The sequence below is a fragment of the Actinomadura sp. NPDC049382 genome (assembly GCF_040677125.1).
GTDB classification, from domain to species: Bacteria; Actinomycetota; Actinomycetes; order Streptosporangiales; family Streptosporangiaceae; genus Spirillospora; species Spirillospora geliboluensis.
Map to the genome: position 1 here is coordinate 1 of NZ_JBFARO010000113.1, position 25,950 is coordinate 25,950.

Here is a 25,950-nt window from a genome sequence, read left to right on the forward strand (position 1 = left end):
CCCGCAGCGCGACGTCGGCGACCTCCTTGCCCATCGCGGCCCGCGTCATCGCCAGGAAGTCGGCCTCCAGGTCGGCGGGGTCGGGGACGTCCAGGAACCCGCCCAGCAGCGTCGAGGTGATCTTGCGCAGCTCGGCGACCTCCCAGTCGGTGCCGACGCCGCGCGCGTCGCACAGGAACCGGCCGGCGCACGCCGCCAGCGCCGCGTCCAGCTCCTCCGCCGACTCGTGCTGGTTCTTGCCGTCCGTCAGCAGGATCGCGTGCCGGACGGCGTCGTCGTGCCCGGCGAACAGCCGCTCGGCGAGCCGCAGCCACGACCCGATCGCCGTCCCGCCGGCCGCCTCCAGCCGCCCGATCGCGTTCACCGCGCCGCGCCGGGACGCCTCGTCCGCCGCGATGAGCCGCTCCCCCTGCGGGTAGACCATCCGCGGCCGGTTCGCGCCCGCGACGACCGCGAAGTGCACGCCGTCCCGCAGCACGTTCACCGCGGCCCGCGCGGCGCGCTTCGCCGCCGCCATCTTCCCCCGGTACGACATCGACCCCGACGTGTCGACGAGGATGACCTCCGCCGCCGGGACGGCGCCGCCGCCGGACGAGCGCGCCTCCACGGTCACGATCGCGTGCATCTCCCGCCCGCCCGCCGGAAGGTAGGCGTTCTGGTCCACGCGGACGGTGAACTCCGGCAACCCGCTCATCTGCCCCGCTCTCTCCCGGCTCCCGGCGGCGGGCTGGGCAGCACCGCCACCGTCACGTTGTCGTGGCCGCCCGCGTCCAGCGCCGCCCGCAGCAGCAGCCGCGCCGCCCCGGCCGGACCGTCCCCGCCCCGCGCGACCGCCGCCAGGTCGGCCGCCTCCGGCAGGTGGTTCCACAGCCCGTCGCTGCAGACCACGACCAGCCCCGGCACCGTCGGACGGAACGCCGCCACGTGCGGTTCGACGGGGCCCGCGTCCGCGCCCAGCCACGCCGTGATCTGGTGCGCCCGCCTGTCGGCCCACGCGTCCTCGGCGGACATCGCGCCCTGCTCGACCATGGCCGCCGCCCACGAGTCGTCCCGCGTCAGGGCGCACGAACCCGTGGCCGACAGCCAGTACGCCCGGCTGTCCCCGACCCACCCGACCGTGACACCGGACGGGTCGACGACGGCCGACACGTACGTACAGGCGGGCGACGCCTCCGGCTCCCCGCCGAGCCCAGCCACGACCTCGGCGGCCCGCTCCACCGCCGCCCGCGTCGCGGCCCGCGGGTCCATCCCGGCGGACACGCGCCCCGACAGCACGGCCGCCGCCGCGTCGGCGGCCCGCCGCGAAGCCTCCGCCGACCCCGGCGCCGTCGCGACCCCGTCGCACACCACGGCGCACGCCCCGCGCGGCAGCTCCGCCAGCGCGACCGCGTCCTCGTTCCGCCGCCGCCGCAACCCCACGTCACTGACCGCCGCCCCGGCCGCCCCGAGCCCGACCTCGACATGCTCCCGCCCACCCGGCTGCCGCAACCCGCACCGCCCGCAGAACCCGTCCGCCCCGACGTCCGTCCCCCCACAATCCACACACCCCACCGCCCCATGCACAATCCCCCCACGCGCCAAGTCTGGTCCAGCGCTCGGTGCGGGGGCCAGGGCCGCGGGGCTGGTAGGGGTGCCGCAGCGTTCGCAGTAGCGGTCTCGGGTCTGGGCGGGTTCGCCGCAGGCGGGGCAGGGGGCGACGGGGGTGCGCTGGGGGGCGTTCATGGTCAGAAGAGCGTCCTCGGGCGGACGGCGTTGGCGCGTTTGACCATCGCGTGCCGGTGCTCGGCGTCGTCGGCGAGCTTGGCGAGGACGCGGTAGGTGTCCTCCAGCTTGGCGCGCAGGGCGGGCTCGGCCATGTCGGTGCCGAGGATCCGCTGCCGGACGCCGGCCGGGATCGGGGCGCGGCCCGCGCGGAGCCACGCGAGGGCGGCCGACAGGACCTCGGCGGTGAACGCGGCGGCCCGTTCGGTGTCGAGGCGCAGCGAGGCCAGGCGGCGGCCCGCCTCGATGAGGACGGCGGCGTTCAGCTCGCCCGGGCTGCGGCCCCGGACGACCGTGGCGACGGCGGCGAGCTGCGCGGCCAGGTAGTGGCTGGAGATGCGGGGGACCGAGTCCAGGACGCGCTCGGCGCCGGCGCGGTCGCCGGCGGCGAGGCAGGTGCGGGCCAGCCCGAACGCGGCGCTGACGTGCGTGGGGTCGGTGCGCCAGACCGTCTGGTGGTAGTGGCTGGCGCCGCGCATGTCGCCGAGGGTCTCGTAGCAGAACGCGAGCGCCAGCTTCGGCGCCTGCTCGCCGGGGGCCAGGTCGTACAGGTCGTTGAACACGGCGACGGCCTCGCCGCCCTGCCCGCCGGCGAGGGCGCGGACGCCCCGGTACCAGTCGACGCGCCAGTCGTCGGGGGCCTCGGCGGCGATCTCCTCCAGCAGCCGGGCCGCGCCGTCGAGGTCGCCCAGCTCGATGCGGACGCGCACCAGCGCGAGCCGCACCTCGCGGGACGCGACCGGGGCGGAGCCGAGCGCGGCGGCCAGCTCGGCCGGGTCGCGGGCGGTGAGCCCGGACAGGAACGCGGCGGCCGGGTCGGCGGGCGACACCAGCGGGACGGGCAGCGCCGCGGCGGCGGCCCGCGGCTCCAGCGGCGCCAGGATGGCCGGCGGCGCGCCGTCCGGGGCGGTGACGATCTCGGCGCCGGCCGTGGCCTGCTCGGGCCCGAACAGCGGCGACGGCGCGGGGCGGGGGCGCCCGTCCTCGGCGGCCAGCACCTCGCGCAGGACGCCGGTGAGCTGCTCGGCCATCTCGGCGGCGCTCTGGAACCGCCGGGTCGGGTCGGGGTGCGTGGCGCGCCGCAGCAGCCGGTGGTAGGACTCGTGCCGCTGGAACACCGGGACCTCGTGGCGGGGCGGCAGGCTGCGCAGGTGCCGTCCGGTGTAGCCGCGGAACGGGAAGCTGAGGACGGCGAGCGTCCGGCCCACCGTGTAGAGGTCGGACGTGACCGACGGGCCCTGCGAGCCGATCTCGGGGGCCTGGTAGCCGGGCGTCCCGAAGATGGGGCTGTCCACGTCGAACGCGCGGCGGACGCCGCCGAGGTCGATCAGCTTGAGCTGCTCCTCGGACTGGATCGCGTTGTCCGGCTTGAAGTCGCAGTACAGCAGCCCGACGCCGTGCAGGTAGCCGAGGGCGCTCAGCACCTCCAGCCCGTACGCGATCACCTGGCCGAGCGGCAGCGACGCCTGGTCGCCGTGGTCGGCGCGGATGCTGAGCAGGATGTCCTTCAGCGAGCGCCCGCCGACGTACTCCATCACGATGTAGCCGGAGTCGCCGTGCCGGACGAAGTTGTAGATCTTGACGATGTTGGGGTGCTCGACCTCGGCGAGGAACGCGCGCTCGGCGGTCGCGGCGGCGAGCGAGTCGGCGTCGCCGGTGTCGAGCAGGCCCTTCAGCACGACCCAGCGCTCGCTGACGTTGTGGTCGCGGGCCAGGTACACCCAGCCGAGGCCGCCGTGCGCGAGGCAGCCGAGCACCTCGTACTGGCCGCCGACCAGCTCGCCCGCGCGCAGCTTCGGGGTGAAGGAGAACGGGTGGCCGCAGCTGCGGCAGAACCCCTCGGTGCGGCCGGGGCGGCCGTTGCGGCTGCGGCCGACCTTCTCGTCGCAGCGGCTGCAGAAGCGCCGGTTCTCCGGCACCTCCGGGTTCTCCATGATCGCCGAGGCGGGGTCGCGGGCCGGGACGGGCGGGACCTCGACGAGCCCGGCGCCGAGCATCCCGCGCCGGGCCGAACCGCTGGAGCCGGTGCCGCGGGTGCCGCCGCGCGAGGCCGTCCGGCCGGAGCCGACCGTCCCGCGGCCGGATCCCGCCGAGCCGCCGGCCGTGCCGCTCGGCGCGGACGAGCGCGGCTCCCTGCTCGTCGGCGGCGCGAACGGCGTCTGCGTGGTGACGGCGGCGACCGGCACCCGCACGGGCGCCGCCCGCGAGTACCCGGCCCGCCCAGAGCCGGCGGCCGGGCTCGCGGGGGCGGGACGGTTCGAGGGCGGGCCCTCGGCGGGCGGTGCGGGGGCCGGGACGGCGCCCGCCGCGGGGCTCGCGGCCGGGGTGGCGGCGCTCTGGGGCTGGGACGGCGCAGACTCGGCGGGGGCGGCGGCAGGGGCGGGGGCCATGCCGCAGACGTCGCAGAAGCCGTCCGCGTCCACCTGGCCCGTGCAGCCGGGCTGGGTGCATCGGTTCATCGCCGCGTCCCCGTCCCGGTCTCGCTCGCCCTGATGGCCCGCTGGTACTCGGCCAGCAGCGCCGTCGCGCGGCGCAGGTCGCACGGGGCGGTCCACAGCACCTCGCGGGCCTCCCCGTACAGGCCGGTGAGCAGCTCGTCCTCGGACAGGCCGAGCCGGGCGGCCTTGGCGCGGTACGCCTCCAGGCGGCCGCGCAGCTCGCCGCGCCGGTCCAGCAGGCCGGCACTGAGACGCAGCTCGCCGCGCGCCCGTTCCAGCGCGTCCTCGGCGGCGCGCTCCAGCTCGGCGAAGCGGCCCGCCATCTCCACCCAGCGGCCCGCCTCGCGGAGCCGTTCGAGGGCGGCGAGCCGGTCGCGGAGGGCGGTGCCGAGGCCCTCCGGCGGCGCCGGCAGGTTCGGCGAGTGGATCTTGGCGAGGACGGTCGCGTAGGCGTCGAGGGCCCGCCGCTCGGTCTCCTCCGTCTCCTCGATCACGGCCGTGATCCGGGCGACGAGGTCGGCGTACTCGTCCCGCATCCGGGCGACCCCGGCGAGCTCGTCGCCGAGCGCGGTCAGCACGGTGCGGACGCGGTCGAGGCGGGTCGTGTCCGGGCGGCCGTCGCGGACGAGCGACAGCGGGTCGGTGCGGACGACGCGGCCGAGCGCGGTCAGCTCCCGGCCGACCCGGTCCAGCTCGGGGTGGCGGGTGCCGTCCAGCGTGTGCGCGAGGCGCGTCGCGGCCCGCCAGCTCTCCTCCGCCTCCTCCAAGGGGACCAGCAGCGCCGTCCAGGCCGCGTCGGCGGCGGCGACCTCGCCCGCGACGAACTCGTACGCGTCCGACATCATCGCGACGGCCTCGTCCAAGGTGATCCGTTCCTCCTGCGGTCCGAGCAGCGTGCGGTGCTCCAGCGGGATCTCCCCGTCGGGCAGTTCCACCGAGCATCCCGACAGCAGCCCGGACAGCTCCGTCAGCGTCGCCGCGTCCGGCCGGGGCGACCGGTCGCGCAGCTCGCACGCCTCGTCCAGGACGCTCTGGTAGGCGTCGAACAGCCGCCACAGCGTGGTCAGCCGGGCCTGGGCGTCCTCCCAGCGGCGCCACGTCTCGCCGGTGAGGCGGGCGCCCGTCAGCAGCCGGACGCCGGGGTGGCGGTCGAGTTCGACCAGGGACGCGGCGATGCGTTCGCGCTCGTCGCGCAGGGTGCGGAGGGCATGGTCGACGCCTTCACGACTCATGGGCGCGGCGGCCCCGGCCCCGCTCTGGTCCAACGTCTGCCCCGCGTTCGCTTCTCCGGTCCCCCGAGCATGCCCTGCGGCGGCGCCGGTCTGGGAGCACGGACCGGACCACTATCGGACGTTCGCTCGCATACAAGTGTGATCCGTGACACTAACCCAGACAAGGTGCTTTCGCCCATGCCCGCGGCGCAAGCCGTGGGCACGCGGCAAGGCGCGGGCGGGCGCCGAGCCGTACCCTTTGGACCGGGAACGTCGTTGAGCGAAGTGACGTTACGACAGGTAGTCCGTCTACGAGAGGAGTGGTGAGTCCGCAGTGTCGGACCCCAGTCATAGACCCGGTGCCCCATGCTGACCGCGGTGCTGGGAGTGCTCGCGGTGATCCTTCTCACCGCCGCCACCGGGTACTTCGTCGCCCAGGAGTTCGCCTACGTCGCCGCGGACCGCGCGACCCTGGAGCAGGCCGCCGAGAGCGGCGACACGTCCGCCAAGAGAGCGCTGAAGGTCATCGGCCGGGTGTCGTTCATGCTGTCGGGCGCCCAGCTCGGCATCACGATGACGACTCTGGTCGTCGGCTTCATCGCCAAGCCCGCCCTCGCGGAGCTGATACAGCCGCTGCTTGAGGTGCTGGGCGTTCCTGTAGGCGCCACTGGCGCGATCGCACTCGCCACCGGCTTCGTCCTGGCGACGCTCATCCAGATGCTTCTGGGCGAGCTGTTCCCCAAGAACCTCGCGCTGGCGCGGGCGGAGTCGCTCGCGCGCGCCCTGGCCTCGTCCACCCTCGTGTACCTGACGGTCGCGGGCCCCGTCATCCGGCTGTTCGACCGCGCCGCGGAGCGGCTGCTGCGCGCCGTGGGCGTCGAGCCCGTCGAGGAGCTGCACAGCGGAGCGACGCTGGAGGAGCTCGGCGACATCATCGGCAGGTCGAGCAGCACCGGGCACCTGCCCGCCGACCTGTCCGGCCTGCTCGACCGCGCGCTGTCCTTCGGCGACCTGACGGCGGACGAGGTCATGGTGCCGCGCCCGCAGGTCCGCGCGCTGCCCTCGACCGCGACCGCCGGCGAGCTGATCGAGCTGATCCGGGAGACCGGGCACAGCGCCTACCCGATCTACGGGACGGAGGTCGACGACGTCGTCGGCGTCGCGGGCGTCCGCGAGGTCGCCGACGACACCCTCGACCCGGCCACCCCGGTCGGCCGGATCGCCCGCCCGGCGCTGCTCGTCCCCGGCAGCCAGCCGCTGTACGGGGTCATCGAGCACATGCGCGAGTCCCGGCAGGAGTTCGCCTGCGTCGTGGACGAGTACGGCGGCCTCGCCGGCATCCTCACCTTCGAGGACGTCGCCGAGGAGCTCGTCGGCGAGATCACCGACGAGACCGACGGGTTCGAGGTCGTCCCGACGTCCGGGCCGGACGGGTCCTGGCTCGTCGACGCCGGCATGCGCATCGACGAGGTCGGCCGCCTCACCGGGCTCGGCCTGCCGGAGGGCGACGCCTACGACACGATCGGCGGGCTCGTCATGGCGGAACTGCGCCGCCTCCCGCGCGCCGGCGACCGCCTGACCGTCGCCCTCGACAACGGCTCCGTCGAGCTGGAGGTCGTCAGCCTGGCCCGCCGCGTCGCCGAGAAGATCCTGATCAGGACGGCCCCGGCGGCCGTCCCGGCGCCGCGCTCGCCGTCGGTGGAGGTGTCATGAGCCCGCTGCCGTCACTGCTGATCACCGTCCTGCTGCTGCTCGGGAACGGCTTCTTCGTCGCGGCCGAGTTCGCGCTCGTCGCCGCCAACCGCGGGCAGCTGGAACGCGCCGCCGCCAAGGGCAGCCGTCCCGCCGTCGCCGCCGTCGCGGGCGTCCGGGAGCTGTCGCTGATGCTCGCCGGCGCCCAGTTCGGCATCACGATGTGCTCCCTCGGCCTCGCGATCGTCACCGAGCCCGCGTTCGAGCACTTCCTCGAACCGCCGCTGCACGCGCTCGGCGTCCCCGAGGCGGGCGTGAAGGCCATCGCGCTCGGCACCGCGCTCGCCGTCGTGACGTTCCTGCACATGGTCATCGGGGAGATGGCGCCGAAGTCGTGGGCCATCGCGCACCCGGAGCGGTCGGCGCTGATCCTGGCGCTGCCGTTCCGCGCGTTCGCGAAGGTGTCGCGGCCGATCCTGTCGTCGCTGAACGCGACGACGAACGCGCTGCTGCGGCTGTTCCGCATCACCCCGAAGGACGAGCTGGACAGCCACACCGACCCGGCCCGGCTCAGCCACCTGGTCGGCGAGTCGCGCCGCCTCGGCCTCATCGGGCGGCACGACCACGAGCTGCTCCGCCGCGCCATCTCCGCGCGGGAGGCGACCGTCGGGCGGCTCGTCGTGCCCGCCACGTCCGTCACGACGATCGGCGCGGACGCGACCGCCGCGCAGATCCGCCGGACCGCCACCGCGAGCGGCCACAACCGGCTGCTCGTCCGGTCCGGGGACGGGGCGATGACCGGCATCGTGCACGTCCGGGCCGCCATCACCGAGCCGGACGGGGACCGCCGCGCCGACGATCTGGCGCACCCGGCGCCCGTCCTGACGGCGGAGACGACCGTGCTGGACGCGGTCAGCCGCATGCGCCGCGACCGCGCCCAGCTCGCCGTGGTGAACGACGAGCGCGGCGAGTTCGCGGGCATCGTCACCCTGGACGACCTCCTGGCGGAGCTTCTGGCGACGAATCCGCACTGACACAGGCCGCGTACCTGCGACGACGGCGCAGTTGTCGAGGTGCTGCAACGGGATTCGTGGTTCATCGTGGAGCCATGAGGAAGCACCGTCACGGCCACGGTCATGGACATGAGCACGGACATGGGCACGGGCACGGGCGTGGGCACGGTTTGCGTCCGCACTCCCATGAGGCGGCCGACAAGGTCGACTCGGCGCTGGAGGCCAGCGCGCAGGGCATGCGCGCCCTATGGATCTCCCTTGCGGGCCTTGGCGCGACCACCGTCCTCCAAGCGGCGGTGGTCGCGCTCACCGGCTCGGTGGCGCTCCTGGGCGACACCCTCCACAACGCGGCGGACGCGCTGACGGCCGTCCCGCTGGGGATCGCCTTCCTCCTCGGCAGGCGCCCGCCCACACGCCGCTACACCTACGGCTACGGGCGTGCAGAGGACCTTGCCGGTGTCGTCATCGTGCTGGCGATCGCCGCGTCCTGTGTCATCGCGGGCTACGCGGCCATTGACCGGCTGGCTCATCCACAGCCTGTGGACCATCTGCCCGCCGTGGTCGGCGCCGCCTTGGTCGGCTTCCTGGGCAACGAGATCGTGGCGCGCTACCGCATCCGTGTCGGACGCCGCATAGGCTCAGCGGCCCTCGTCGCAGACGGCCTTCACGCCCGCACGGACGGCTTCGCTTCCCTGGCCGTCCTCCTGGGGGCTGGGGGCATCGCATTGGGCGCCCCCTGGGCCGACCCGGTGGTGGGCCTGCTCATCACGGTCGCGATCTCGTTCGTCCTCTGGCAGACGGCCCGCGAAGTGTGGCGCCGCCTCATGGACGCCGTGGACCCGGACCTCGTCGACCGCGCCGAAGCCGCCCTCGCCGCCACCCCCGGCGTCCTCGCCGTGGGCGACGTCCGCCTCCGCTGGATCGGCCACAATCTGCGCGCCGAATGCGACGTCGTCGTGGACGCCGCCAGCACCGTCGTGCGGGCCCACAAGGTGGCCGTGGACGCCGAGCACAGCCTGCTGCACGCGCTGCCGCGCCTGTCCGGCGCCGTCGTCCACCCCGACCCCGAACCGGGCCCCGGTGAAGATCATCACGCCGCCCTCGCGGGCCACCGCTGATCCCTGACCTGTGAGACGTTAGTCCTCGGCAGAAGGGGAAAAAGGGCCCCGGAGGGTCGATCTGGGACGGGATGAAGTCGTGAAACAGCCGGCAGACGCCAACCATCCGGACGAGCGGCAGCCGACGGACGCACCGGCCGACCCATCCGCCACAGGCGAACCACCGCTCGACGACGCGGAATCCGGTACGCCCGAGGCCGCCGAGGAGGAGCTGCCGCCCACGCCGGCCAGCGACCTTCCCACGGCCGAATACGAGCCTCCCGCCGACCTCGCCGCCGACAGCGCGACCTCCGAGGAGGCGGACGATCTCCCTGCCGAAGAGGAGCCGCCCGCGGAGGAGGCGGAGGCCGCGCCGGAGGACGAACCCGAGGTCGACGTCCGGGCCGCGCTGGAGACGGTGCCGCTCGACGGCGAGGGTTTCACGCCGCTGCTGGGCACGGAAGTCGCCGACTGGGGCGGCGCCGAACTGGTCGAGAGCGTCTACGGCCCGCTGAGCGAGTTCTACGAGCAGATCGACGCACGGCTCCGGGAGGCGCCCGAAGACGCCCCTCCGGTGGGCTGGGCGCCGCACATCGCCGCTTTGCGGGCGCTGCGGGACGAGCGGCTCCCGGGCGACTGGGAGGTGCTCGCCCGCTTCCTGGTCGCACCCGCGTCGCTGGAAGAGACCGAGGACCTGCGGCTCGTCCACGTGGAGCCGGGCGGCGAGGCCGCGGCCGTGCGGAAGGTGATCAAGGAGCTGACGTCGTCGGACGAGCGCGCCCTGCTCATCGCCCCCACGCCGGAGCAGGCCGTCGACCTGCTGCGGGCCATGGAGGACGACCCCGAGGTCTTCTCGCTGCTGATCGAGACGCGTCCGGAGACCGCCGAAGCCCAATCGGTCCAGACGCGGGCATTGCCACCCATCGAGGACGAGGAAGCAGTCGAGCCGCCAGTCGCCGAGCCTGTGGCAGAGCCCCCGCCAGTGCGGGAGTCGGGCTCCCACGGCACGGTCGAGTTCAAGCCGTTGCGCGGCCCGTCCGCACCAGTCGACAGTGCGTCCACCGCCACGCGCGCCGAGCCGATCCCTTCCCTACCGCCCGAGCCGGACGAACACGGCAGCGCGTCCGACATCACACGCGCCGAGCCACTGCCGCAGGATGGCGACAACGCCTCCGCCATCACCCGCGCGGAGCCCTTGCCATCGATCCCGGACGAACTGGGCGAAGACAGCGCCGCACCCGCCGTGCAAGACCAGACGCCGAGTGCCCTACCGGCTGAAGATGTCACGCTGGCCGAACCACCGCCCGTGCCGCCGAGCGAGGGCCAGGACGCAGAGGAGAGTGCGTCCGACGTCACCCGCGTCGAGCCGCTGCCCGTGCTGCCGGGCGAGGGCGTGTCCGCTGTGGAGGCCGAGGAAGCCGGAGATGCGTCCGGCGCTTCGCAGGCGGAGGCGCCACCGGAAGGGCCGTCGGCGCCGGAGGCCCGCGTGCGGGCGGCGACGTTGCGGCCGGTCGGGGAGGCGTGGCGGCAGGCTTGGGACACCGAGGTGCGGATGCTGCGGCGCGGCCTGATGTGGCTGGAGCAGTGGCCTCGGGACGCGGCGGCGCTCCAGGCCGTCCAGGCAGAGAATCTGCGGCGGAGCGAGGAGCTGGAGGTCGAGCAGGCGGCGCTGCGGGACGCCATCGAGGAGGCGCGTACCGCGGCCGTGGAGGCCGAGCAGGCGGCGGTGGAGGCCGAAGCGGAGGCGGAGCGGCTCGAAACCGTCCAGTCGGAGGCCGAGGCCGAGTTGGTGGAGCCGCGCGCGGAGGCGGAGCGGCTCCAGGCAGAGGCCGATCAGGCGGCGGACGAGGCGACCGCCATGACGCGGACGGCCGAGGCGTCCTACGCGCGGTGCGCGCAGTTGGACGAGCGGGCGAAGACGGCCCAGGCCGAGTTGCAGGGGGCACGGCAGGCGGAGGCGTCCCTCACGGACGAGCTCGCGCGGGCGCGCGAGGCGCTGCCGGGGGCGGCCGAGGAGGCGCACCGGCTGACGGCGGCGGACGCGGACGCCGCCGCCGAGGGGCACGCCGCCTACTACCGGCTGGTGTCGGCGGAGTCGGCGCTGTCGGCGGTCCGGAGGAAGATGACGCTGGGGCAGAAGCTCCATGTGGCGTCGCCGCCGTCCGACCTCAAGAGCCTGCGTGCCGAGGTCAAGGCGCGGACCAGGGAGGCGGACGAGGCGGCTCGGCGGGCGCGCGAGGCCAAGGACGTCGCCGAGCACGCGGAGCGGGTGCGCCGCGGGCTGGCATCGTTCGTGTCCGAGGGCGGGGCCCGGCTGAAGCACGCGCAGGAGGCCCAGCAGCGGCTCGGCACCGAGCTGACCTGGCTGGCGGCCGAGCGGGAGAAGGCCGGGGCGGAGCACCAGGAGCACGCGCGGCGGGCGTCGGAGGCCGTGGAGCGGGCGACGGAGGCGGGCGTGCGGGCGCGGGCCGCGCAGCAGGTGGCGCAGGAGATCGAGGGCCGGGCGACCGCCGCGCGGACGTCGCGTGAGGCGGCGCTCGCGGCGGCGGTCCGGGCGCGGGCGGACGCGGAGGCCGCCGCGGCGCGGGCGGCGGAGACGGCGACGGTGCTCGACCGGCGCAGCGCGGAGGCGGCCGAGGAGATGTCGGTCCGGGAGGACGATCTGGAGACGGTCGCGCAGGCCGAGGCCCGGACGCGGGAGAACGTCGCCGAGATCTGCGGCGCCGACCCGGGCGAGGACCCCGGCGCCGTCCCGGCGCACCAGCGGCGGGCGATGGCCCGGATCGAGGAGCTCACCGGGTATCTGGAGGGCACGCGGGCGGCGGACGGCGAGGTCCTGCTCCGCACCGCCGACGTCGTCGTGGGGACGCCGCTCGGCGCCGCGCTCACCGCGCCCGACCAGGAGTTCGACGCGCTGATCGCCGCGGACGCGGGGGCGCTGACGGACGCCGAGTTCCTCATCGGGGCGGTCCGGACGCGCCGCTGGGTGCTGGTCGGCGCGCCCGGGGCGCGTCCGCCGGAGTACCGCGAGTACGCGGGCGGGCCGTCCGGGGGGCTGGAGTTGAGCCCGTTCGAGCGCGCCGCCGTCGCCGCGGAGGGCTAGCGGCGCGCGAGCGGTTCGTTCAAGACCGGGTGCGGTGCGGCGACCGACACTGACCGTCATGACCGAACAGACCTTCACGCCCGCCCTGGGGCGCTTCGCGCTGCCCCGGCTCTACGACTCGGTGATCGCTCTGACGCGGGAGCGGCTGTGGCGGAGCATGGTCGCCATGCACGCGGCGCTGCGGGACGGTGACGTCGTCGTGGACGTCGGCTGCGGCACGGGGTCGCTGGCCCTGCTGCTGCACCGGATCGAGCCGGGCGCCCGCGTGATCGGCGTCGATCCCGACCCGGAGGTGCTGGCGATCGCCCAAGGCAAGCCCGGCGCCGACGCGGTCGAATGGCGGGCCGGCATGGGGGACGCACTCACGGACATCGTGGACGCCGGGTCCGCCGACACTGTGGTGTCCAGCCTTGTTCTGCATCAGTGCCCCGTGCCGGTGAAGCAGGCGATCCTGGTCTCGATGCTCGAAACGCTGCGGCCCGGCGGCAGGCTCGTGGTCGCCGATTACGGGGCGCAGCGCACCCTGCCGATGCGGCTGGCCTTTCGCATGGTGCAGTTCACGGACGGCCGTGAGGACACGCAGTTCAACGCTGACGGCGCCCTGCCGGGGCTCATGTCCGAGGTCGGTTTCCGCCAGGTGCGGGAGGCGGGGACGGTGTCAACGGTCACCGGCTCGATCTCGCTCTACACGGCTCGCCGCGGCTGACGCCTCCAGCGCCCGGACGGCCTCCGCAGGCGTGAGGCCCATCATCCGGCGCATTTCCCGGGTGAAGTGGGCTTGGTCGGCGAAACCGCCCGCGAGTGCGGCGACGCTCAACGGCCGCCCTTCGCGCAGCGCCTCCGCCGAGCGGGCCAGGCGCCGCCAGATGCGCCAGCGGGTGAGCGGCATGCCGAGTTCCGTCCGCGCCAGGGCGCGTAGACGCTGCGGGGAGAGGCCGACTTGCGCGGCCAGGGCGGGCATTGAGGTCTGCTCGTCCAGCAGGGTGCGCATGGCCTCCAGCAGCCGTCCGTCGAGATCGCTGGACGGACGGCCCCCGGCGGCCCGCACGTCCTCCTCGCTAAGACCGCTCATGGCGGGGGCCGGGGTGATGCCGGTGTCGCAGAGGGCGCGCAGCTCGTCGGCGAACGCGCAGTGGGGTTCGACGTAGAAGATGCGCAACGCCTGTGCCTGGAGGAGACGGTGACCGACCATGGGCGGCACGATCAGCGCCACATCGCTGTGACGGGTTCCGGACACGTCGTCCATGGCGACCTCACCTTGGACGGCGATGGCCACCTGAAAGGCGGCATGACGATGGAGACTGCCCTCCGTCACGCCGCCCTGGTAGAGCGCGTAGCCGTCGCCGATGGTGAAGTACGGCCGCCCCGTCCCGTCCACGCGCGTCATGCTTCCACAGGGGTGGACGGGCGGCCGGTGCCCTAGTCGTCGTCGTCCGGGATGAAGAGGTGCAGCAGCCAGCCGACCACGCCGACGACGATGGCGCCCCAGAACGCGGGCCAGAAGCCGTCCACGTGGAAGGGCAGTTCGAGGCGCTGCGCGACCTCGCTCGTCAGCAGGAGCAGCAGTGCGTTCACGACGAGGCCGATCAGCCCCAGCGTGAGGATGTAGAACGCGCAGCCGAGCGTCTTGATGATCGGTTTGAGGACGGCGTTGACCAGGCCGAAGATGGCGGCGACCGCGACGAGGGTGAGGACGCGCCGGCCGGTCGTCTGGTCGCCGAGCGAGATGCCGGCGATCAGGACCGTGGCGGCCCACAGGGCGACCGCGGTGATGCCCACCTTGAGAAGAATCCGCACACTACGAGGATCTCCGGGGCGCGGGGCGCACGGCATCCCTCCCGGTGACGATTCGGACGGGCCGCCGGGTCATCACCAGGTACTAGCGCGTCCTCAGTCGTTCCGCTCGAAGAAGGGGGACGTGGCGGAGATGCGCGGCCTGCCGCCCGCGACGCGGACGCCGCCCGGCGCGGTGGCGGCCGGCTCGGGCCGCCCGGGGTGCGGCGGCTGGGGGGCCTGCGGGGGCTGCGCGGGGCGCCGGCCGCCGCTCTGCCGGACGCGGGCGAGCTCGCGCTCCAGGCGGCGCTTCTCCAGCTCCAGCGTGGTCAGCGACTCCTGGTGCTCCTCGCGCAGGTCGCGCAGGTCCCGCCGGTTCCGGATGCGGCGGGCGGCGCCGGTGAAGGTGAGCATCATGCCGATGACGAAGACGACGGCCACGCCGGCGCCGGTCAGGAACACCTGCCATTCGTTGTTCACGCCCGGCACGCTCTGGCCGAAGACGACGAGGTCGGCTGCGTCGGTGTTGTCGAGGACGACGCCGGCACCGGCTGCGATGGCGGCCGCGACCAGGAGAAAACCGAGGAACACCATGGGCGGATCTCCTCTGCAGTGACTCCGGAGGGGGGACGGAGGTTCACCACGATGCCAGATTGAAACGGGACCATGTCGCATTCGCGGCATAAATCCGTTACGCCCGTCTGCCTGGGGACGTGCTGGTTCCGGCCTGCCGTACCGGGTAGTGGACGTGTCATCGCGACGAGAACCCCCGTGGAGGAGCCATGCCCCTGCAGGCCATCGTGTTCGACCTGGACGGGGTCCTGATCGACTCGGAACCGGTGTGGGAGGAGGTGCGCCGCGGCTACGTCGCCGCGCACGACGGGCGCTGGCTGCCCGACACCCAGGAGCGGCTGATGGGCATGAGCACCGAGGAGTGGGCGTCCTACATCGCTACGGACCTCGTGGACGGCGTCACCGCCGAGGAGGTCGCCTATGAGGTCATCGACCAGATGTCGCAGCGGTACGACGAGGGGCTGCCCCTGCTGCCCGGTGCCGAGGACGCCGTCCGGAGGCTTGCCCAATACCGTCCTCTGGGCTTGGCCAGTTCGTCCCCGCGCGCGCTGATCGACCTGGTGCTCGGAAAGCTCGGCGTGGAGGGCCTGTTCCGCACGACCGTATCGACGGAGGAGGTCGAGAACGGCAAGCCCGCGCCGGACGGGTACCTCACCGTCGCCGCCCAGATGGACGTCACGCCCGAGAACTGCGTCGCCATCGAGGACTCCAGCAACGGGCTCCGCTCGGCTCACGCCGCCGGGATGACGGTCATCGCGATTCCGCGCCCCGCGCACCCGGCCGCCGAGGACGCCCTTGCCCTCGCCTCGCACGTCGCGTCCGATCTGGACGAGGTCACCCCGGACCTGATGGAGGTCATCCACAGGTAGCCGTTCGGGCGGCGGGTGTCGGCGGCGGTTCATAGTATGGGCCGATGACTTCCGCCGAGATCCCGGAGACGCTCGAGACACTGCGGCGCGTGTTCGGCTACGACACGTTCCGGGACGGCCAGCGGGAGATCATCGACCATGTCGTCGGCGGCGGGGACGCGCTCGTCCTGATGCCGACCGGCGGCGGCAAGTCGCTGTGCTACCAGATCCCGGCGCTGGTCCGGAAGGGCACCGGCATCGTGATCTCGCCGCTCATCGCCCTCATGCAGGACCAGGTCGACGCCCTGCGCACCGCCGGCGTCCAGGCGGGCTTCCTCAACTCCACGCAGGACATCGACGAGCGCCGCGTCGTCGAGGCCCAGTTCGTCGCGGGCGAGCTCGACCTGCTGTACCTGGCGCCCGAGCGGCTCCGCCTCGGCGCCACCGTCGACCTCCTCGACCGCGGCGACGTCTCCCTCTTCGCGATCGACGAGGCGCACTGCGTGTCGCAGTGGGGGCACGACTTCCGGCCCGACTACCTGATGCTGTCCGGCCTGCACGAGCGCTGGCCGGACGTCCCGCGCATCGCCCTCACCGCCACCGCCACCGAGGCCACCCGCAAGGAGATCGCGGCCCGCCTCCAGCTCGACCAGGCCAAGCACTTCATCGCCAGCTTCGACCGCCCGAACATCCAGTACCGGATCGAGCCGAAGACCGACGCCAAGCGCCAGCTGCTGCGCCTCCTGCAGACCGAGCACAAGGGCGACGCGGGCATCGTCTACTGCCTGTCCCGCAACTCGGTCGAGAAGCACGCCGCGTTCCTCACCGAGAACGGCATCGAGGCCCTCCCGTACCACGCGGGCCTCGATGCGCAGACCCGCGCCGCGAACCAGGCGCGCTTCCTCCGCGAGGACGGCCTCGTCATCGTCGCGACGATCGCGTTCGGCATGGGCATCGACAAGCCCGACGTCCGCTTCGTCGCCCACCTCGACCTGCCCAAGTCCGTCGAGGGCTACTACCAGGAGACCGGCCGCGCCGGGCGCGACGGCCTCCCGTCCACCGCCTGGCTCGCCTACGGCCTCCAGGACGTCGTCAACCTCCGCAAGATGATCGACGGCGGCGAGGGCGACGCCGCCCACCGGCGCCGGCAGGCCATGCACCTCGACTCCATGCTCGCCCTCTGCGAGACGGTCGAGTGCCGCCGCGTCCAGCTCCTCGACTACTTCGGCCAGTCGGGCGAGCCCTGCGGCAACTGCGACACCTGCCTCACCCCGCCCGAGACCTGGGACGCGACCGTCGCCGCCCAGAAGGTCCTGTCGGTGATCGTGCGCCTCGACCGGGAGCGGCGCCAGAAGTTCGGCGCCGGGCACATCATCGACATCCTGCTCGGCAAGAAGAGCGCCAAGGTCATCCAGTTCGACCACGACTCGCTGAAGCCCTTCGGCGTCGGCGCCGACCTCCGCGAGGCCGAGTGGCGCGGCGTGATCCGCCAGCTCCTCGCGCAGGGCCTCATCGCCGTCGAGAGCAACCACGGCACCCTGCTCCAGACCGACACGAGCGGCGAGGTCCTGCGCGGCGAGCGCAAGGTCCTGATGCGCCGCGAACCCGAACGCCCCGCCACGAAGGCGGCGAAGACCGCCAAGGCCGCGAAGGCCCCGGTCGACCTGCCCGACGAGGCCATGCCGATCTTCGAGCGCCTGCGCGCCTGGCGCGCCGCGACCGCCAAGGAGCAGGGCGTCCCCGCCTACGTCATCTTCCACGACGCCACCCTGCGCGAGATCGCCACCGCCCTCCCCACGACCCTCACCGAGCTGGGCCGGGTGAACGGCGTCGGCGAGAACAAACTCGCCAAGTACGGCACCCAGGTCCTGGAAACCCTCACCCCACCCGACTAACCGCCGTACCGACGCCCCGCCCTCCCAGCCACAGAGGACGGGTTGCGGAAGCCCTACGGCCGCCCGGTCACGAACCCAAGACCGACAGCGGCACCTCGCATTGCTCGACCCGCCACCGGACGAGTGCCGTCACCGAAAGAAGCTGATCCGCACCCTGACGCCCGCGCCTTGAGCTTGCTGTCAGGGGGCGGCGGCTTCGCGGGCGGCGCGGTGGCCTGATTCGACGGCGCCGTCGATGTAGCCGGCCCAGCGCGTCGCCGTTTCGGTGCCCGCCCAGTGCAGGGGGCCGACGGGGCGGCGGAGGGACGGGCCGTAGCGGGTCAGGGTGCCGGGGGTGGCGAAGGCGCCGTAGCAGCCCCGGGAGTACTCCTCCTCCGCCCAGTCCCGCTCGATGTAGGCGATCGGGTCGCGGGCGCGCGGGCCGAAGTAGGCGGTGAGGTCGGCGATGACCTGCGCTCGGCGCTCCTCGGCGGGCAGGCGGGCGGCGATGTCGGCGTGCCGTCCCTCCAGGAAGCCGACGAGGACGCCCGGCGCCCCGCCCTCCGGGGTGTTGTCGAACGTGATGCCGAACGGGCGGCGGTCGCTGGTGACCTGGCCGCTGAACCCGTCCGCGCGCCAGAACGGCTCGTCGTAGGCGACGTTCACCTTGATGACCCGCCCCATCGGCATGCGCTGGACGAGCTGGTCGCGGTCGCCCGGCAGCCCGGGGCCGAACCGGATGCGGGCGGCGAGCGGCGGCGGGACGGCGATGATCGCGCGGCGCGCCCGGACCTCCCGGCCGGCGGCGCGGACGCGGACGTCGCCGTCCGTCCACGCGATGTCCGTCACCGGGGAGTTCAGCGCGACGCGGTCGCCCAGCTCGTCCGCCAGCGCGAGGGCGATCCGCTGGGAGCCGCCGGAGACGCGGTCCTGCTGGGCGCCGCCGGTCGTGTCGATCAGCGGGTCGAGCCCGCCGGCGGACGCCATGTAGAAGCCCGCCCACAGCGCGGACATGTCGCCCGCCTCGGCGGAGAAGACGGCCTGCGTGATCAGCCGCATGAACGCGCGGCCCGCGTTCGTGCGCATGTTCCGGCGGATCCACGTCTCGAAGGTCTGCCCGTCCAGCGCGGCCGCGCGCCGGGCCGCCCACGGCTCGTCCACGGGGATGCCGCGGACCAGGCGGGCCACCTGCAGCTGGCTTTGCGCGATGTCGGCGAGCGCCAGCGGCGAGAGGCGGGGGATGCGGCCGGTGTACTCGCCGCGCGTCCTGCCGAGTTCGGCGATGTGGCGTCCCTCGTCGTACGTCCGGTACGTCGGCAGGCCGAGTTCGCGGAGCAGGGCGAGCACCCTGTCCTGGCCGGGGCCGACCCATTGGCCGCCGACCTCGATCGGCTCCCCGCCGGGCAGCTCGCCGTTGAGCAGCCGCCCGCCGACCCGGTCGCGGGCCTCCAGGACGGTGACGTCGTGCCCGTCCCGGACGAGGTCACGCGCGGCGACCAGCCCCGCCACGCCGGCCCCGATGACCACGATGTCCGTCATGTCCGCTCCCATGCACGACGCATCTGACATACATCTTGTATGTGTTATACATGCCGCATGGAGCCTGTCAAGACCCGGCGCGCGCGGTACGTCGAGAGCACGCGCACCGCGCTGCTCGACACCGGCCGCCGGTTCTTCGCCGAGCGCGGCTTCGCCGACGTCTCCGCCGAGGAGCTCGTCCGCGCCGCCGGCCTCACCCGCGGCGCCCTCTACCACCACTTCGCGGGCAAGCAGGGCCTGTTCGAGGCCGTCTTCGAGGACCTGGAGGCCCGCGCCGCCGACCGCATCACCGCCGCCATGGCCGCCGGCACGGGCGACGCGTGGGGACGGGCCTCGGCCGGGATCCGGACCTTCCTGGAGATCTGCTCCGACCCCGAGTACCGCGAGATCGTGCTGCTCCAGGGCCCCATCGCGCTCGGATGGCGGCGGTGGCGCGAGCTCGATCAGCGCTACCTCGGCACCCTGCTCACGGACGGCCTCTCGGCACTCCTCGGCGAATCGGGCCGCAAGCGGCTCGGTCTCGCCTCGGCCGCCTTCTACGGCGCCCTCACGGAGCTGGCCCTCTCCATCGCGGACGCGGACGACCCCGAGCAGGCCCGCGAGCAGGCCGTCCAGCTGATCGGCGGCATGCTGAACGGCATTCGGTGAATTCCCAGGGTTCTCCCAGGTTTCCCGGAGGTCTACTGCCAGGCGCCCCCGGTTGCATGGCCGTATGAAACCCAAGAGCATCGTGGCCGGAGCCGGCGCCGCCGGACTCCTCGGGCTCGGCCTGTACGTCGCGGCCCCGGCCTTCGCCGCCGACCCCGCGCCCTCCGCCTCCCCCACCGCGCCCCACGCCCGTCCCGACAAGGGCCATCCGGGCAAGGGCCACCCGTTCCGGCAGGCGCACGGGGCGCGCGCCTTCCGCGGCGTCCACGGCGAGGCCACCGTCAAGCGCAAGGACGGCTTCCACCTCGCGACCTGGCAGCACGGCAAGATCACGTCCGTGTCGTCCGGCGGGGTCACCGTCCGCAGCGAGGACGGCGTCTCCTGGACGTGGGCTGCCAACGGCGACACCCGCGTCCGCAAGGACGGCGAGAAGTCCGCCCTCAAGGCCCTCGCCAACGGCGACCAGGTGATCGTCGCCGGGGAACGGTCCGGGAACACCCGCACCGCCCGCCTGATCCGCGTCCCCAAGCACCGCTAGCGCAGACGAGGCGGACGGTACCTTCGGACGAAGGGTTCGTCCGCGCGCGGAGCGAAGAGGGGGCGATGAGCGAGAGCCGGCGGGTGCTCGTCGTGGACGACGAGGCCAACATCCGCGACCTGATCGAGGTCGCGCTGCGCTTCCACGGCTTCACGACCGTCACCGCCGCCACCGGCGAGGAGGCACTGCGCGCGGCCCGCCGCGAGCGGCCCGACCTCGTCCTGCTGGACGTCATGCTCCCCGGCGTCGACGGCTTCGAGGTGTGCCGGCGGCTCCGCGCGGACGGCGACCAGGTCCCGGTGATCTTCCTGACCGCGAAGGACACGCCGTCCGACACCGTCACCGGCCTCACCCTCGGCGGCGACGACTACGTCACCAAGCCGTTCTCGATCGAGGCGCTGATCGCGCGGGTGCGGGCCGTCCTGCGCCGGACGGCCCCGCCGCCGCCCCCGGCGGACGCGGGCGCCGTCCTGCGCGTGGCCGACCTCGAACTCGACGAGGCGCACTGGACGGTCCGCCGCGGCGGCGTCGACGTCGACCTGTCGCCGACCGAGTTCCGCCTGCTCGCCTACCTGATGCGCAACGCGGGCGCCGTCCTGTCGCGCGGGCAGCTGCTCGCCGGCGTGTGGGGCTGGGACCACGGCAACCCGCAGGTCGTCGAGACCTACATCAGCTACCTGCGCCGCAAGCTCGACCCGCTCGGCGAGCCGCTGATCCACACCCGCCGCGGCATCGGCTACTCGCTGCGGCCATGACGCTCAACGCCCGGCTGCTCACCGGCCTCCTCGCCGTCACGACCGCCGGGCTCGCGATCATGGGCGCGGTCAGCGCGCTCGTCCTGAACGGCTACCTGATGCACCGGGTGGACGAGCAGCTCCAGGCCACCCGCGACCGCGCCGTGACGCGGCTGCTGCGCCCCGGCCTGCCCGAGCAGGGGGCCGCCCCGGCGCAGTTCGTGGTGCTGGCCGTCGGACCGACCGGACGGGTCCGGGTCCTGAGCGGCGACGCCCCGGACCCGGCGGCGGCCGTCACCGCGATCGAGAGGCTCGGCCCGGACGAGTTGGCCGCCCGCGCCCGCGGCCTCGAACCGTTCTCGCTGCCGGGCCTGCGGGCCGTCGCGCGGCCGTGGCGGAACGGCACCGTCGTCGTCGCGGCGCCGCTCGGGGAGATCCACTCGGCCGTCCGGAACCTGGTGCTGTCGGAGGTCGCGACGGCCGCGCTGCTGCTCGCGGCACTGATCGTGCTCGGCCGGTGGCTGATCGGCCGCGGCCTGCTGCCGCTCGACCGGATGGCCGCCACCGCGCACGCCATCACCGTCGGCGGCGACCTGCGCGCCCGCATGCCCGGCCCCGGCGACCGCACCGAGACCGCCCGGCTCGCCGCCGCCATCAACGTCATGCTGGAGCGGATCGAGCAGGCGTTCTGGGCGCGCAGCCGCTCCGAGGCCCGCGTCCGCGAGTTCGCCGCCGACGCGTCCCACGAGCTGCGCACCCCGCTGACGACCATCCAGGGCTACGCGGAGCTGTACCGGCACGGCGCCCTCGGCCCCGACGAGCTGCCGGACGCGATGCGCCGCATCGAGGACGAGGCCCGCCGCATGAACGACCTGGTCACCGACCTGCTGGAGCTGGCCCGGCTGGACCGCGAGGCGTCCCTGCAGCCCGTCCCGACGGACCTGGCGGCACTGGCGCGGGACGCCGTGGCGGACGCGGCCGCCGCCGAACCCGACCGTCCCCTCACGCTGGACGCCCCGAAGACCCTGGTCGCGAACGTCGACGAGGCGCGCATACGGCAGGTGCTGGCGAACCTCCTGGCCAACGTCCGCGCCCACACACCCCCCGGGACGCCTACGACCGTCCGTCTGGCCCCGGGCCTGATCGAGGTGGCGGACGAGGGCCCCGGCATGTCGGCGGAGGACGCCGCCCGCGCCTTCGAACGCTTCCACCGCGCGGGCCGGGAGCAGGCGGGAACCGGCCTCGGCCTCCCCATCGTCGCCGCCATCGCCGCCGCCCACGGCGGCCGCGCCGAACTCCGCTCCGCGCCCGGCGCCGGCACGACCGTCCGCGTCACACTGCCCGTACTGGACGGCCGACGCTCCCACTGAGCGGGACATACGGGTGTCGGGGCGCGGCGGCGTCCAGCACAGTCGGAGGTCGGATGGTCCCGTCCCCAAAGGAACCGCGCATGGCCGGCTGGAATCATCGGTACGCGAAGATCAACGGCCTCGACGTCCACTACGTCGAACAGGGCACCGGACCGCTCGTCGTCCTGCTGCACGGCTTCCCGCACACCTGGTTCAGCTGGCGGCACCAGATCGGCCCGATCGCGGACGCCGGCTTCCGCGTCGTGGCGCCCGACATGCGCGGCATGGGGCAGACCAGCGGACCGTCCGACCACCGCGAGTACGTCCCGGACCGCATCGTGGCCGACGTGACCGGCCTGCTGGACCACCTGGGCGCGGAGAAAGCGGTCTTCAGCGGCCTCGACTTCGGCCTGTTCGCCGCCTACGACCTCGCCTACCACCACCCCGAGCGCATCGCGGCGATCATCGGGCTGGAGAACCCGTTCATCACGCCGTCCACCGAGCCGCCGCTGACGATCGCCGCCCGGCAGGGCCGCAAGCACTTCAACCACATCCACTACTTCACCGCCGAGCCCGGCGCCGCCGACCGCGACCTCGCCGCCGCGCCCCGCGAATTCCTGCGCAAACTGTTCTACGCGCTCTCCAGCGACTACCACTACCTCGACGTCTGGCGGAAGCCGCCCGGGACGACCTATATCGACGCCCTCCCGGAGACGCCGCCCCTCCCCTGGACATGGCTGACGGAAACGGAACTGGAGTTCTACGTCGCCGACTACAGCCGCAGCGGATTCACCGGCGGGCTGAACTGGTACCGGGCCATGGACCTTTGCTGGGAGTACCGGAAGCCATATGCCGGACGGAAGAAGAACCCTGTCCCCTTCTACTTCATCGGAAGCGAACAGGACGTCGACCTGGAGGCGTGGCACGGCGACGACCCGCTGAACCACCTCGGCGACCACTACGACGATCTGCGCGCGGTCCGGGTGATCAAAAAGGCCGGGCACATGATGCAGATGGAGAAATCCGGCGAGACGACCGCGGCGATGCTCGAATTCCTCGCGGCGGGGAGGAACGAATGGGTCTGACCGAGAACCGCGTCGCGGTCGTCACCGGGGCGAGCCGCGGCGCCGGAAAGGGAATCGCGCTGGCCCTCGGGGAGACCGGCGCGACGGTCTACGTGACCGGACGCACGCGCACCGAGTCCGACCTCCCCGGCACCGTCCTCGCCACCGCCCAGGAGATCACCGAGCGCGGCGGCACCGGCATCCCGGTGATCTGCGACCATTCCGACGACGCCCAGGTCGAGGCCCTGTTCAAGCAGGTCGAGCGGGAGTCGGGGTCCCTGGACATCCTCGTCAACAACGCGTTCACGATCCCCGACGGCCTGGCCCGCAAGGGCCCCTTCTGGGAGAAGCCGCTGGCGCTCCAGAGCATGTTCGACGTGGGCATGCGGTCGGCCTACGTCGCCAGCTACTACGCCGCCCCGCTGCTCATCGAGAACAACGCCGGCCTCGTCGTCAACACCTCGTCCTTCGGCGGCCGCTGCTACATGCACGGACCCGCCTACGGCGCCGGAAAGGCCGCCGTGGACAAGATGGCCCACGACATGGCCGTGGACTTCAAGCCCTACAACGTCGCCGCGGTGTCCCTCTGGATGGGCCTCCTCAAGACCGAACGCAACAAGGCGCTCTTCGAGGGCGTCCCCGACCGCTACCAGTCGTTCGCCGCCGGCGCGGAGTCCCCGGAGTTCAGCGGCCGGGTGATCGACGCCCTCGCCCGCCACCCCGACCGGATGCGCTGGACCGGCCAGGTGCTCATCGGCGCCGAACTGGGCGCGGAACTGGGCGTCGTCGACATCGACGGCAACCAGCCCCGCTCCCACCGCGCCGTGCTGGGCGACACACCGACCTTCAGCGACGCCGTAGTCGACTGACCCCGGTCACGCGTTCACTACCTCTCATCGATTATTCGCACTACTAACTGCAATACCGACTGAGCAGGGCAAAGAACGTCCACACCAAGGGCCATCAAAGCCCCCCGAGAGGGAAACCTGATCACCACACCGGCCATCTGAGCACGCCAATCCAACTTCAATGCCCTAAGTTTGTGGTGATTGGTCCGGAATATCCCGCGAACGGAGTCCTGACCGGACGCCTCAGGGGAGTTATCATCCGAAACGGGGACCGCTCCCAGATAACGGTCCCGCAGTTCAGGACGCATCTGACGTCGTCCGAACCGCACCGCATGCCCGGCATGCCGGTGCGGTCGGATCACTATGGGACGGCGTCGTTCCCGTAACCGACGGTGCGGCCTTCCCCGACGTCCGCTGTCGCATTCCTTCGTCCATCCCTGCCCGGCCCGTACGAGACCGAGCGAGACACGGCGACGGGACTCCACCGAGGAGGCACCATGACCCACGTCGAGCAAGAGTCCACACCGCACACACCGCACGCGGTCGCCGACCCCGCGCCGCTGGGCCTCGCGGCCTTCGCCCTGACCACGTTCCTCCTGTCCGCCAAGAACGCCGCCTGGACCGACGGCACCGACGCCTGGCTCGGCTACGCCCTCGGCTACGGCGGCCTCGTCCAAGTCCTCGCGGGCATGTGGGAGTTCCGCAACCGGAACGTCTTCGGCGCGACGGCCTTCAGCTCGTACGGCGGCTTCTGGATCGGCCTCGGCCTGTACGTCGTCCTCGTCGCCGGCGGCACCACCCCCGCCCAGGAGGCCAACGACCTCGGCTGGATCCTGCTGGCCTTCGCGATCTTCAACACCTACATGATGCTGTGGGCCACCCAGGTCAACCAGGCCGTCCTCGCCGTCTTCGTCGCCCTGGAGGCCACCGAGATCATCCTGTTCATCGGCAACTTCGCCGGCAGCGAGACCACCATCAAGATCGGCGGCTACATCGGCATCCTCACCGCCATCTGCGCCTGGTACGCCTCCGCCGCCGGCCTCATCAACGGCATGCTGGGCCGCACCTTCCTAGGCGTAGGCCGCCCAATGTTCACCCACCTAATCCCAAACACCGACACCCACCCCCACTGACCACCGGAGGCCCGCGCCGGGCCCAAGATCCGGCAAAAGGGCGCCCGTTTGCCGCCGCTCCGCGGCTGCGTCCGAGAAGCGGCTCTGCACCAGGCATTACGCTGGTAGAGGTGACGGCACCGGTCATCCTCGTGGTGGACCACGACCCGGGCTCACGGCGCGTGTTGCTCACCGACCTGACGCGCCGACTGGGCGGGGTGTTCACCCTGAAGGGCGCGGGCTCGGCCGAGGAGGCACGCACCGCGCTGCAGGAGGCTGCGCAGGAGGAGCACAAGGTCGCCCTCCTTCTGGTGGACGACGCCTGCGCCGACGTCCTGTCCCGGGCCCATGAGTTGCACCCCACTGCCAAACGCGTCCTCATGGTGGACCGCGACTACTCCTCGACCAGCCCGGCCGTCCAGGCGATCGCGCTCGGCCACGCCGACTTCCACCTCGTACGGCCGTGGACGAACGACGAATCGATGCATCGCGCGGTGAGCGAGTTCCTGTCCGCGTGGACGGAGGAACAGGAGCCGGCCTTCGAACTCTTTCGCGTCGTCGCCCGGATGGACGACCCCCGCGTCCACCGTCTTCGCGACCTGATGGTGCGCTTTGGCCTGCCGTTCCTGGTCTATCCGCCCGATGAGGAACGCGGCCGGCGCCTGCTGCGTGAGGCGGGACTGGACGCGTCCCGGCTGCCCGTGGTGATCCGCTACGACGGTAAGGCCCTCGTGG

The 25,950-nt window shown here is 73.3% G+C and carries 23 protein-coding genes; 15 read left to right on the top strand and 8 right to left on the bottom strand.

Annotated features, from left to right (window positions below):
* From AB0K34_RS37235 to AB0K34_RS37250, 4 genes are all read right to left on the bottom strand, one after another.
* On the bottom strand, nt 1-694 hold a 694-nt coding region (locus tag AB0K34_RS37235; protein ID WP_364553480.1), incomplete at its 3' end, for a vWA domain-containing protein.
* The gene (locus AB0K34_RS37240; protein ID WP_364553482.1) at nt 691-1,488 is read right to left on the bottom strand and encodes a protein phosphatase 2C domain-containing protein; all 798 of its coding nucleotides are present in this window, start codon (nt 1,486-1,488) and stop codon (nt 691-693) included. The genes AB0K34_RS37235 and AB0K34_RS37240, both read right to left, overlap by 4 nt.
* 236 nt (nt 1,489-1,724) lie before the next feature.
* The gene (locus AB0K34_RS37245) at nt 1,725-4,220 is read right to left on the bottom strand and encodes a tetratricopeptide repeat protein (protein WP_364553483.1); all 2,496 of its coding nucleotides are present in this window, start codon (nt 4,218-4,220) and stop codon (nt 1,725-1,727) included.
* On the bottom strand, nt 4,217-5,431 hold the full coding sequence (locus AB0K34_RS37250; protein WP_301173732.1) for a hypothetical protein: 1,215 nt from the start codon (nt 5,429-5,431) through the stop codon (nt 4,217-4,219). The genes AB0K34_RS37245 and AB0K34_RS37250 overlap by 4 nt, the downstream gene beginning before the upstream one ends.
* A gap of 357 nt (nt 5,432-5,788) precedes the next feature.
* Between AB0K34_RS37250 and AB0K34_RS37255 the strand changes: the two genes are divergently transcribed.
* The 5 genes from AB0K34_RS37255 (at nt 5,789) to AB0K34_RS37275 (ending at nt 13,021) form a co-directional block, all read left to right on the top strand.
* A complete protein-coding gene (locus tag AB0K34_RS37255) occupies nt 5,789-7,123 on the top strand; it encodes a hemolysin family protein (RefSeq protein ID WP_240808180.1) in 1,335 nt (444 codons plus the stop codon).
* Nucleotides 7,120-8,136 carry a hemolysin family protein gene (locus AB0K34_RS37260; RefSeq protein WP_138639028.1) on the top strand — a complete coding sequence of 339 codons (1,017 nt, stop codon included), beginning with the start codon at nt 7,120-7,122 and terminating at the stop codon, nt 8,134-8,136. Before AB0K34_RS37255 ends, AB0K34_RS37260 begins: the two co-directional genes overlap by 4 nt.
* Nucleotides 8,137-8,285: 149 nt before the next feature.
* Entirely contained in the window at nt 8,286-9,233 is a 948-nt protein-coding gene (locus tag AB0K34_RS37265) for a cation diffusion facilitator family transporter (RefSeq protein ID WP_364553486.1), read from the top strand.
* 79 nt (nt 9,234-9,312) lie between these two features.
* Entirely contained in the window at nt 9,313-12,315 is a 3,003-nt protein-coding gene (locus AB0K34_RS37270) for a hypothetical protein (RefSeq protein WP_364553488.1), read from the top strand.
* A 58-nt stretch (nt 12,316-12,373) separates the two neighbouring features.
* Complete coding sequence (locus AB0K34_RS37275) at nt 12,374-13,021, top strand: methyltransferase domain-containing protein (protein WP_364553489.1); 648 nt, start codon at nt 12,374-12,376, stop codon at nt 13,019-13,021.
* Here AB0K34_RS37275 and AB0K34_RS37280 read toward each other — a convergent pair.
* From AB0K34_RS37280 to AB0K34_RS37290, 3 genes are all read right to left on the bottom strand, one after another.
* Nucleotides 12,974-13,702, bottom strand: a complete 729-nt coding sequence (locus tag AB0K34_RS37280) for an AraC family transcriptional regulator (RefSeq protein WP_364553490.1) — start codon at nt 13,700-13,702, stop codon at nt 12,974-12,976. The genes AB0K34_RS37275 and AB0K34_RS37280 overlap by 48 nt on opposite strands.
* 32 nt (nt 13,703-13,734) lie before the next feature.
* Entirely contained in the window at nt 13,735-14,112 is a 378-nt protein-coding gene (locus AB0K34_RS37285; RefSeq protein WP_138639033.1) for a phage holin family protein, read from the bottom strand.
* A gap of 93 nt (nt 14,113-14,205) precedes the next feature.
* On the bottom strand, nt 14,206-14,682 hold the full coding sequence (locus AB0K34_RS37290) for a hypothetical protein (protein WP_301173724.1): 477 nt from the start codon (nt 14,680-14,682) through the stop codon (nt 14,206-14,208).
* A 188-nt stretch (nt 14,683-14,870) separates the two neighbouring features.
* On the opposite strand from AB0K34_RS37290, the gene AB0K34_RS37295 reads away from it, so the two are divergent.
* Together AB0K34_RS37295 and recQ are read left to right on the top strand one after the other, a co-directional pair.
* Nucleotides 14,871-15,530: an HAD family phosphatase gene (locus AB0K34_RS37295; protein ID WP_138639034.1), complete on the top strand. Its 660-nt coding sequence runs from the start codon at nt 14,871-14,873 to the stop codon at nt 15,528-15,530.
* Between the two features lie 44 nt (nt 15,531-15,574).
* Nucleotides 15,575-17,404, top strand: a complete 1,830-nt coding sequence (recQ, locus tag AB0K34_RS37300; RefSeq protein WP_138639035.1) for a DNA helicase RecQ — start codon at nt 15,575-15,577, stop codon at nt 17,402-17,404.
* A 180-nt stretch (nt 17,405-17,584) separates the two neighbouring features.
* Here recQ and AB0K34_RS37305 read toward each other — a convergent pair whose 3' ends face one another.
* Nucleotides 17,585-18,922, bottom strand: a complete 1,338-nt coding sequence (locus AB0K34_RS37305) for a flavin monoamine oxidase family protein (RefSeq protein WP_364553492.1) — start codon at nt 18,920-18,922, stop codon at nt 17,585-17,587.
* Between the two features lie 57 nt (nt 18,923-18,979).
* Here AB0K34_RS37305 and AB0K34_RS37310 point away from each other — a divergent pair, with 57 nt between their 5' ends.
* From AB0K34_RS37310 to AB0K34_RS37345, 8 genes are all read left to right on the top strand, one after another.
* Nucleotides 18,980-19,570 carry a TetR/AcrR family transcriptional regulator gene (locus tag AB0K34_RS37310; protein ID WP_364553494.1) on the top strand — a complete coding sequence of 197 codons (591 nt, stop codon included), beginning with the start codon at nt 18,980-18,982 and terminating at the stop codon, nt 19,568-19,570.
* A 64-nt stretch (nt 19,571-19,634) separates the two neighbouring features.
* The gene (locus AB0K34_RS37315; RefSeq protein WP_364553496.1) at nt 19,635-20,108 is read left to right on the top strand and encodes a DUF5666 domain-containing protein; all 474 of its coding nucleotides are present in this window, start codon (nt 19,635-19,637) and stop codon (nt 20,106-20,108) included.
* 65 nt (nt 20,109-20,173) lie between these two features.
* Nucleotides 20,174-20,863: a response regulator transcription factor gene (locus AB0K34_RS37320; protein ID WP_364553498.1), complete on the top strand. Its 690-nt coding sequence runs from the start codon at nt 20,174-20,176 to the stop codon at nt 20,861-20,863.
* A complete protein-coding gene (locus tag AB0K34_RS37325) occupies nt 20,860-22,212 on the top strand; it encodes a HAMP domain-containing sensor histidine kinase (protein ID WP_364553499.1) in 1,353 nt (450 codons plus the stop codon). Before AB0K34_RS37320 ends, AB0K34_RS37325 begins: the two co-directional genes overlap by 4 nt.
* Before the next feature lie 80 nt (nt 22,213-22,292).
* Nucleotides 22,293-23,276, top strand: a complete 984-nt coding sequence (locus AB0K34_RS37330) for an alpha/beta hydrolase (protein WP_301173720.1) — start codon at nt 22,293-22,295, stop codon at nt 23,274-23,276.
* Nucleotides 23,267-24,124 (top strand): SDR family NAD(P)-dependent oxidoreductase, encoded by an 858-nt coding sequence (locus AB0K34_RS37335; protein ID WP_138639426.1) that lies wholly within the window; start codon nt 23,267-23,269, stop codon nt 24,122-24,124. The genes AB0K34_RS37330 and AB0K34_RS37335 overlap by 10 nt, the downstream gene beginning before the upstream one ends.
* A 476-nt stretch (nt 24,125-24,600) precedes the next feature.
* The gene (locus tag AB0K34_RS37340; RefSeq protein WP_138639425.1) at nt 24,601-25,236 is read left to right on the top strand and encodes a GPR1/FUN34/YaaH family transporter; all 636 of its coding nucleotides are present in this window, start codon (nt 24,601-24,603) and stop codon (nt 25,234-25,236) included.
* Nucleotides 25,237-25,346: 110 nt separating this feature from the next.
* On the top strand, nt 25,347-25,950 hold a 604-nt coding region (locus AB0K34_RS37345), incomplete at its 3' end, for a hypothetical protein (protein ID WP_364553501.1).

Bases quoted from the DNA above. Each gene is read 5' to 3' on its own strand.
- AB0K34_RS37250 (WP_301173732.1), bottom strand. From the start codon at position 5,431: ATGAGTCGTGAAGGCGTCGACCATGCCCTCCGCACCCTGCGCGACGAG.
- AB0K34_RS37330 (WP_301173720.1), top strand. From the start codon at position 22,293: ATGGCCGGCTGGAATCATCGGTACGCGAAGATCAACGGCCTCGACGTC.
- AB0K34_RS37280 (WP_364553490.1), bottom strand. From the start codon at position 13,702: ATGACGCGCGTGGACGGGACGGGGCGGCCGTACTTCACCATCGGCGAC.
- AB0K34_RS37325 (WP_364553499.1), top strand. From the start codon at position 20,860: ATGACGCTCAACGCCCGGCTGCTCACCGGCCTCCTCGCCGTCACGACC.
- AB0K34_RS37310 (WP_364553494.1), top strand. From the start codon at position 18,980: ATGGAGCCTGTCAAGACCCGGCGCGCGCGGTACGTCGAGAGCACGCGC.
- AB0K34_RS37275 (WP_364553489.1), top strand. From the start codon at position 12,374: ATGACCGAACAGACCTTCACGCCCGCCCTGGGGCGCTTCGCGCTGCCC.
- AB0K34_RS37245 (WP_364553483.1), bottom strand. From the start codon at position 4,220: ATGAACCGATGCACCCAGCCCGGCTGCACGGGCCAGGTGGACGCGGAC.
- AB0K34_RS37290 (WP_301173724.1), bottom strand. From the start codon at position 14,682: ATGGTGTTCCTCGGTTTTCTCCTGGTCGCGGCCGCCATCGCAGCCGGT.
- AB0K34_RS37315 (WP_364553496.1), top strand. From the start codon at position 19,635: ATGAAACCCAAGAGCATCGTGGCCGGAGCCGGCGCCGCCGGACTCCTC.
- AB0K34_RS37340 (WP_138639425.1), top strand. From the start codon at position 24,601: ATGACCCACGTCGAGCAAGAGTCCACACCGCACACACCGCACGCGGTC.
- AB0K34_RS37305 (WP_364553492.1), bottom strand. From the start codon at position 18,922: ATGACGGACATCGTGGTCATCGGGGCCGGCGTGGCGGGGCTGGTCGCC.
- AB0K34_RS37295 (WP_138639034.1), top strand. From the start codon at position 14,871: ATGCCCCTGCAGGCCATCGTGTTCGACCTGGACGGGGTCCTGATCGAC.
- AB0K34_RS37335 (WP_138639426.1), top strand. From the start codon at position 23,267: ATGGGTCTGACCGAGAACCGCGTCGCGGTCGTCACCGGGGCGAGCCGC.
- recQ (WP_138639035.1), top strand. From the start codon at position 15,575: ATGACTTCCGCCGAGATCCCGGAGACGCTCGAGACACTGCGGCGCGTG.
- AB0K34_RS37260 (WP_138639028.1), top strand. From the start codon at position 7,120: ATGAGCCCGCTGCCGTCACTGCTGATCACCGTCCTGCTGCTGCTCGGG.
- AB0K34_RS37320 (WP_364553498.1), top strand. From the start codon at position 20,174: ATGAGCGAGAGCCGGCGGGTGCTCGTCGTGGACGACGAGGCCAACATC.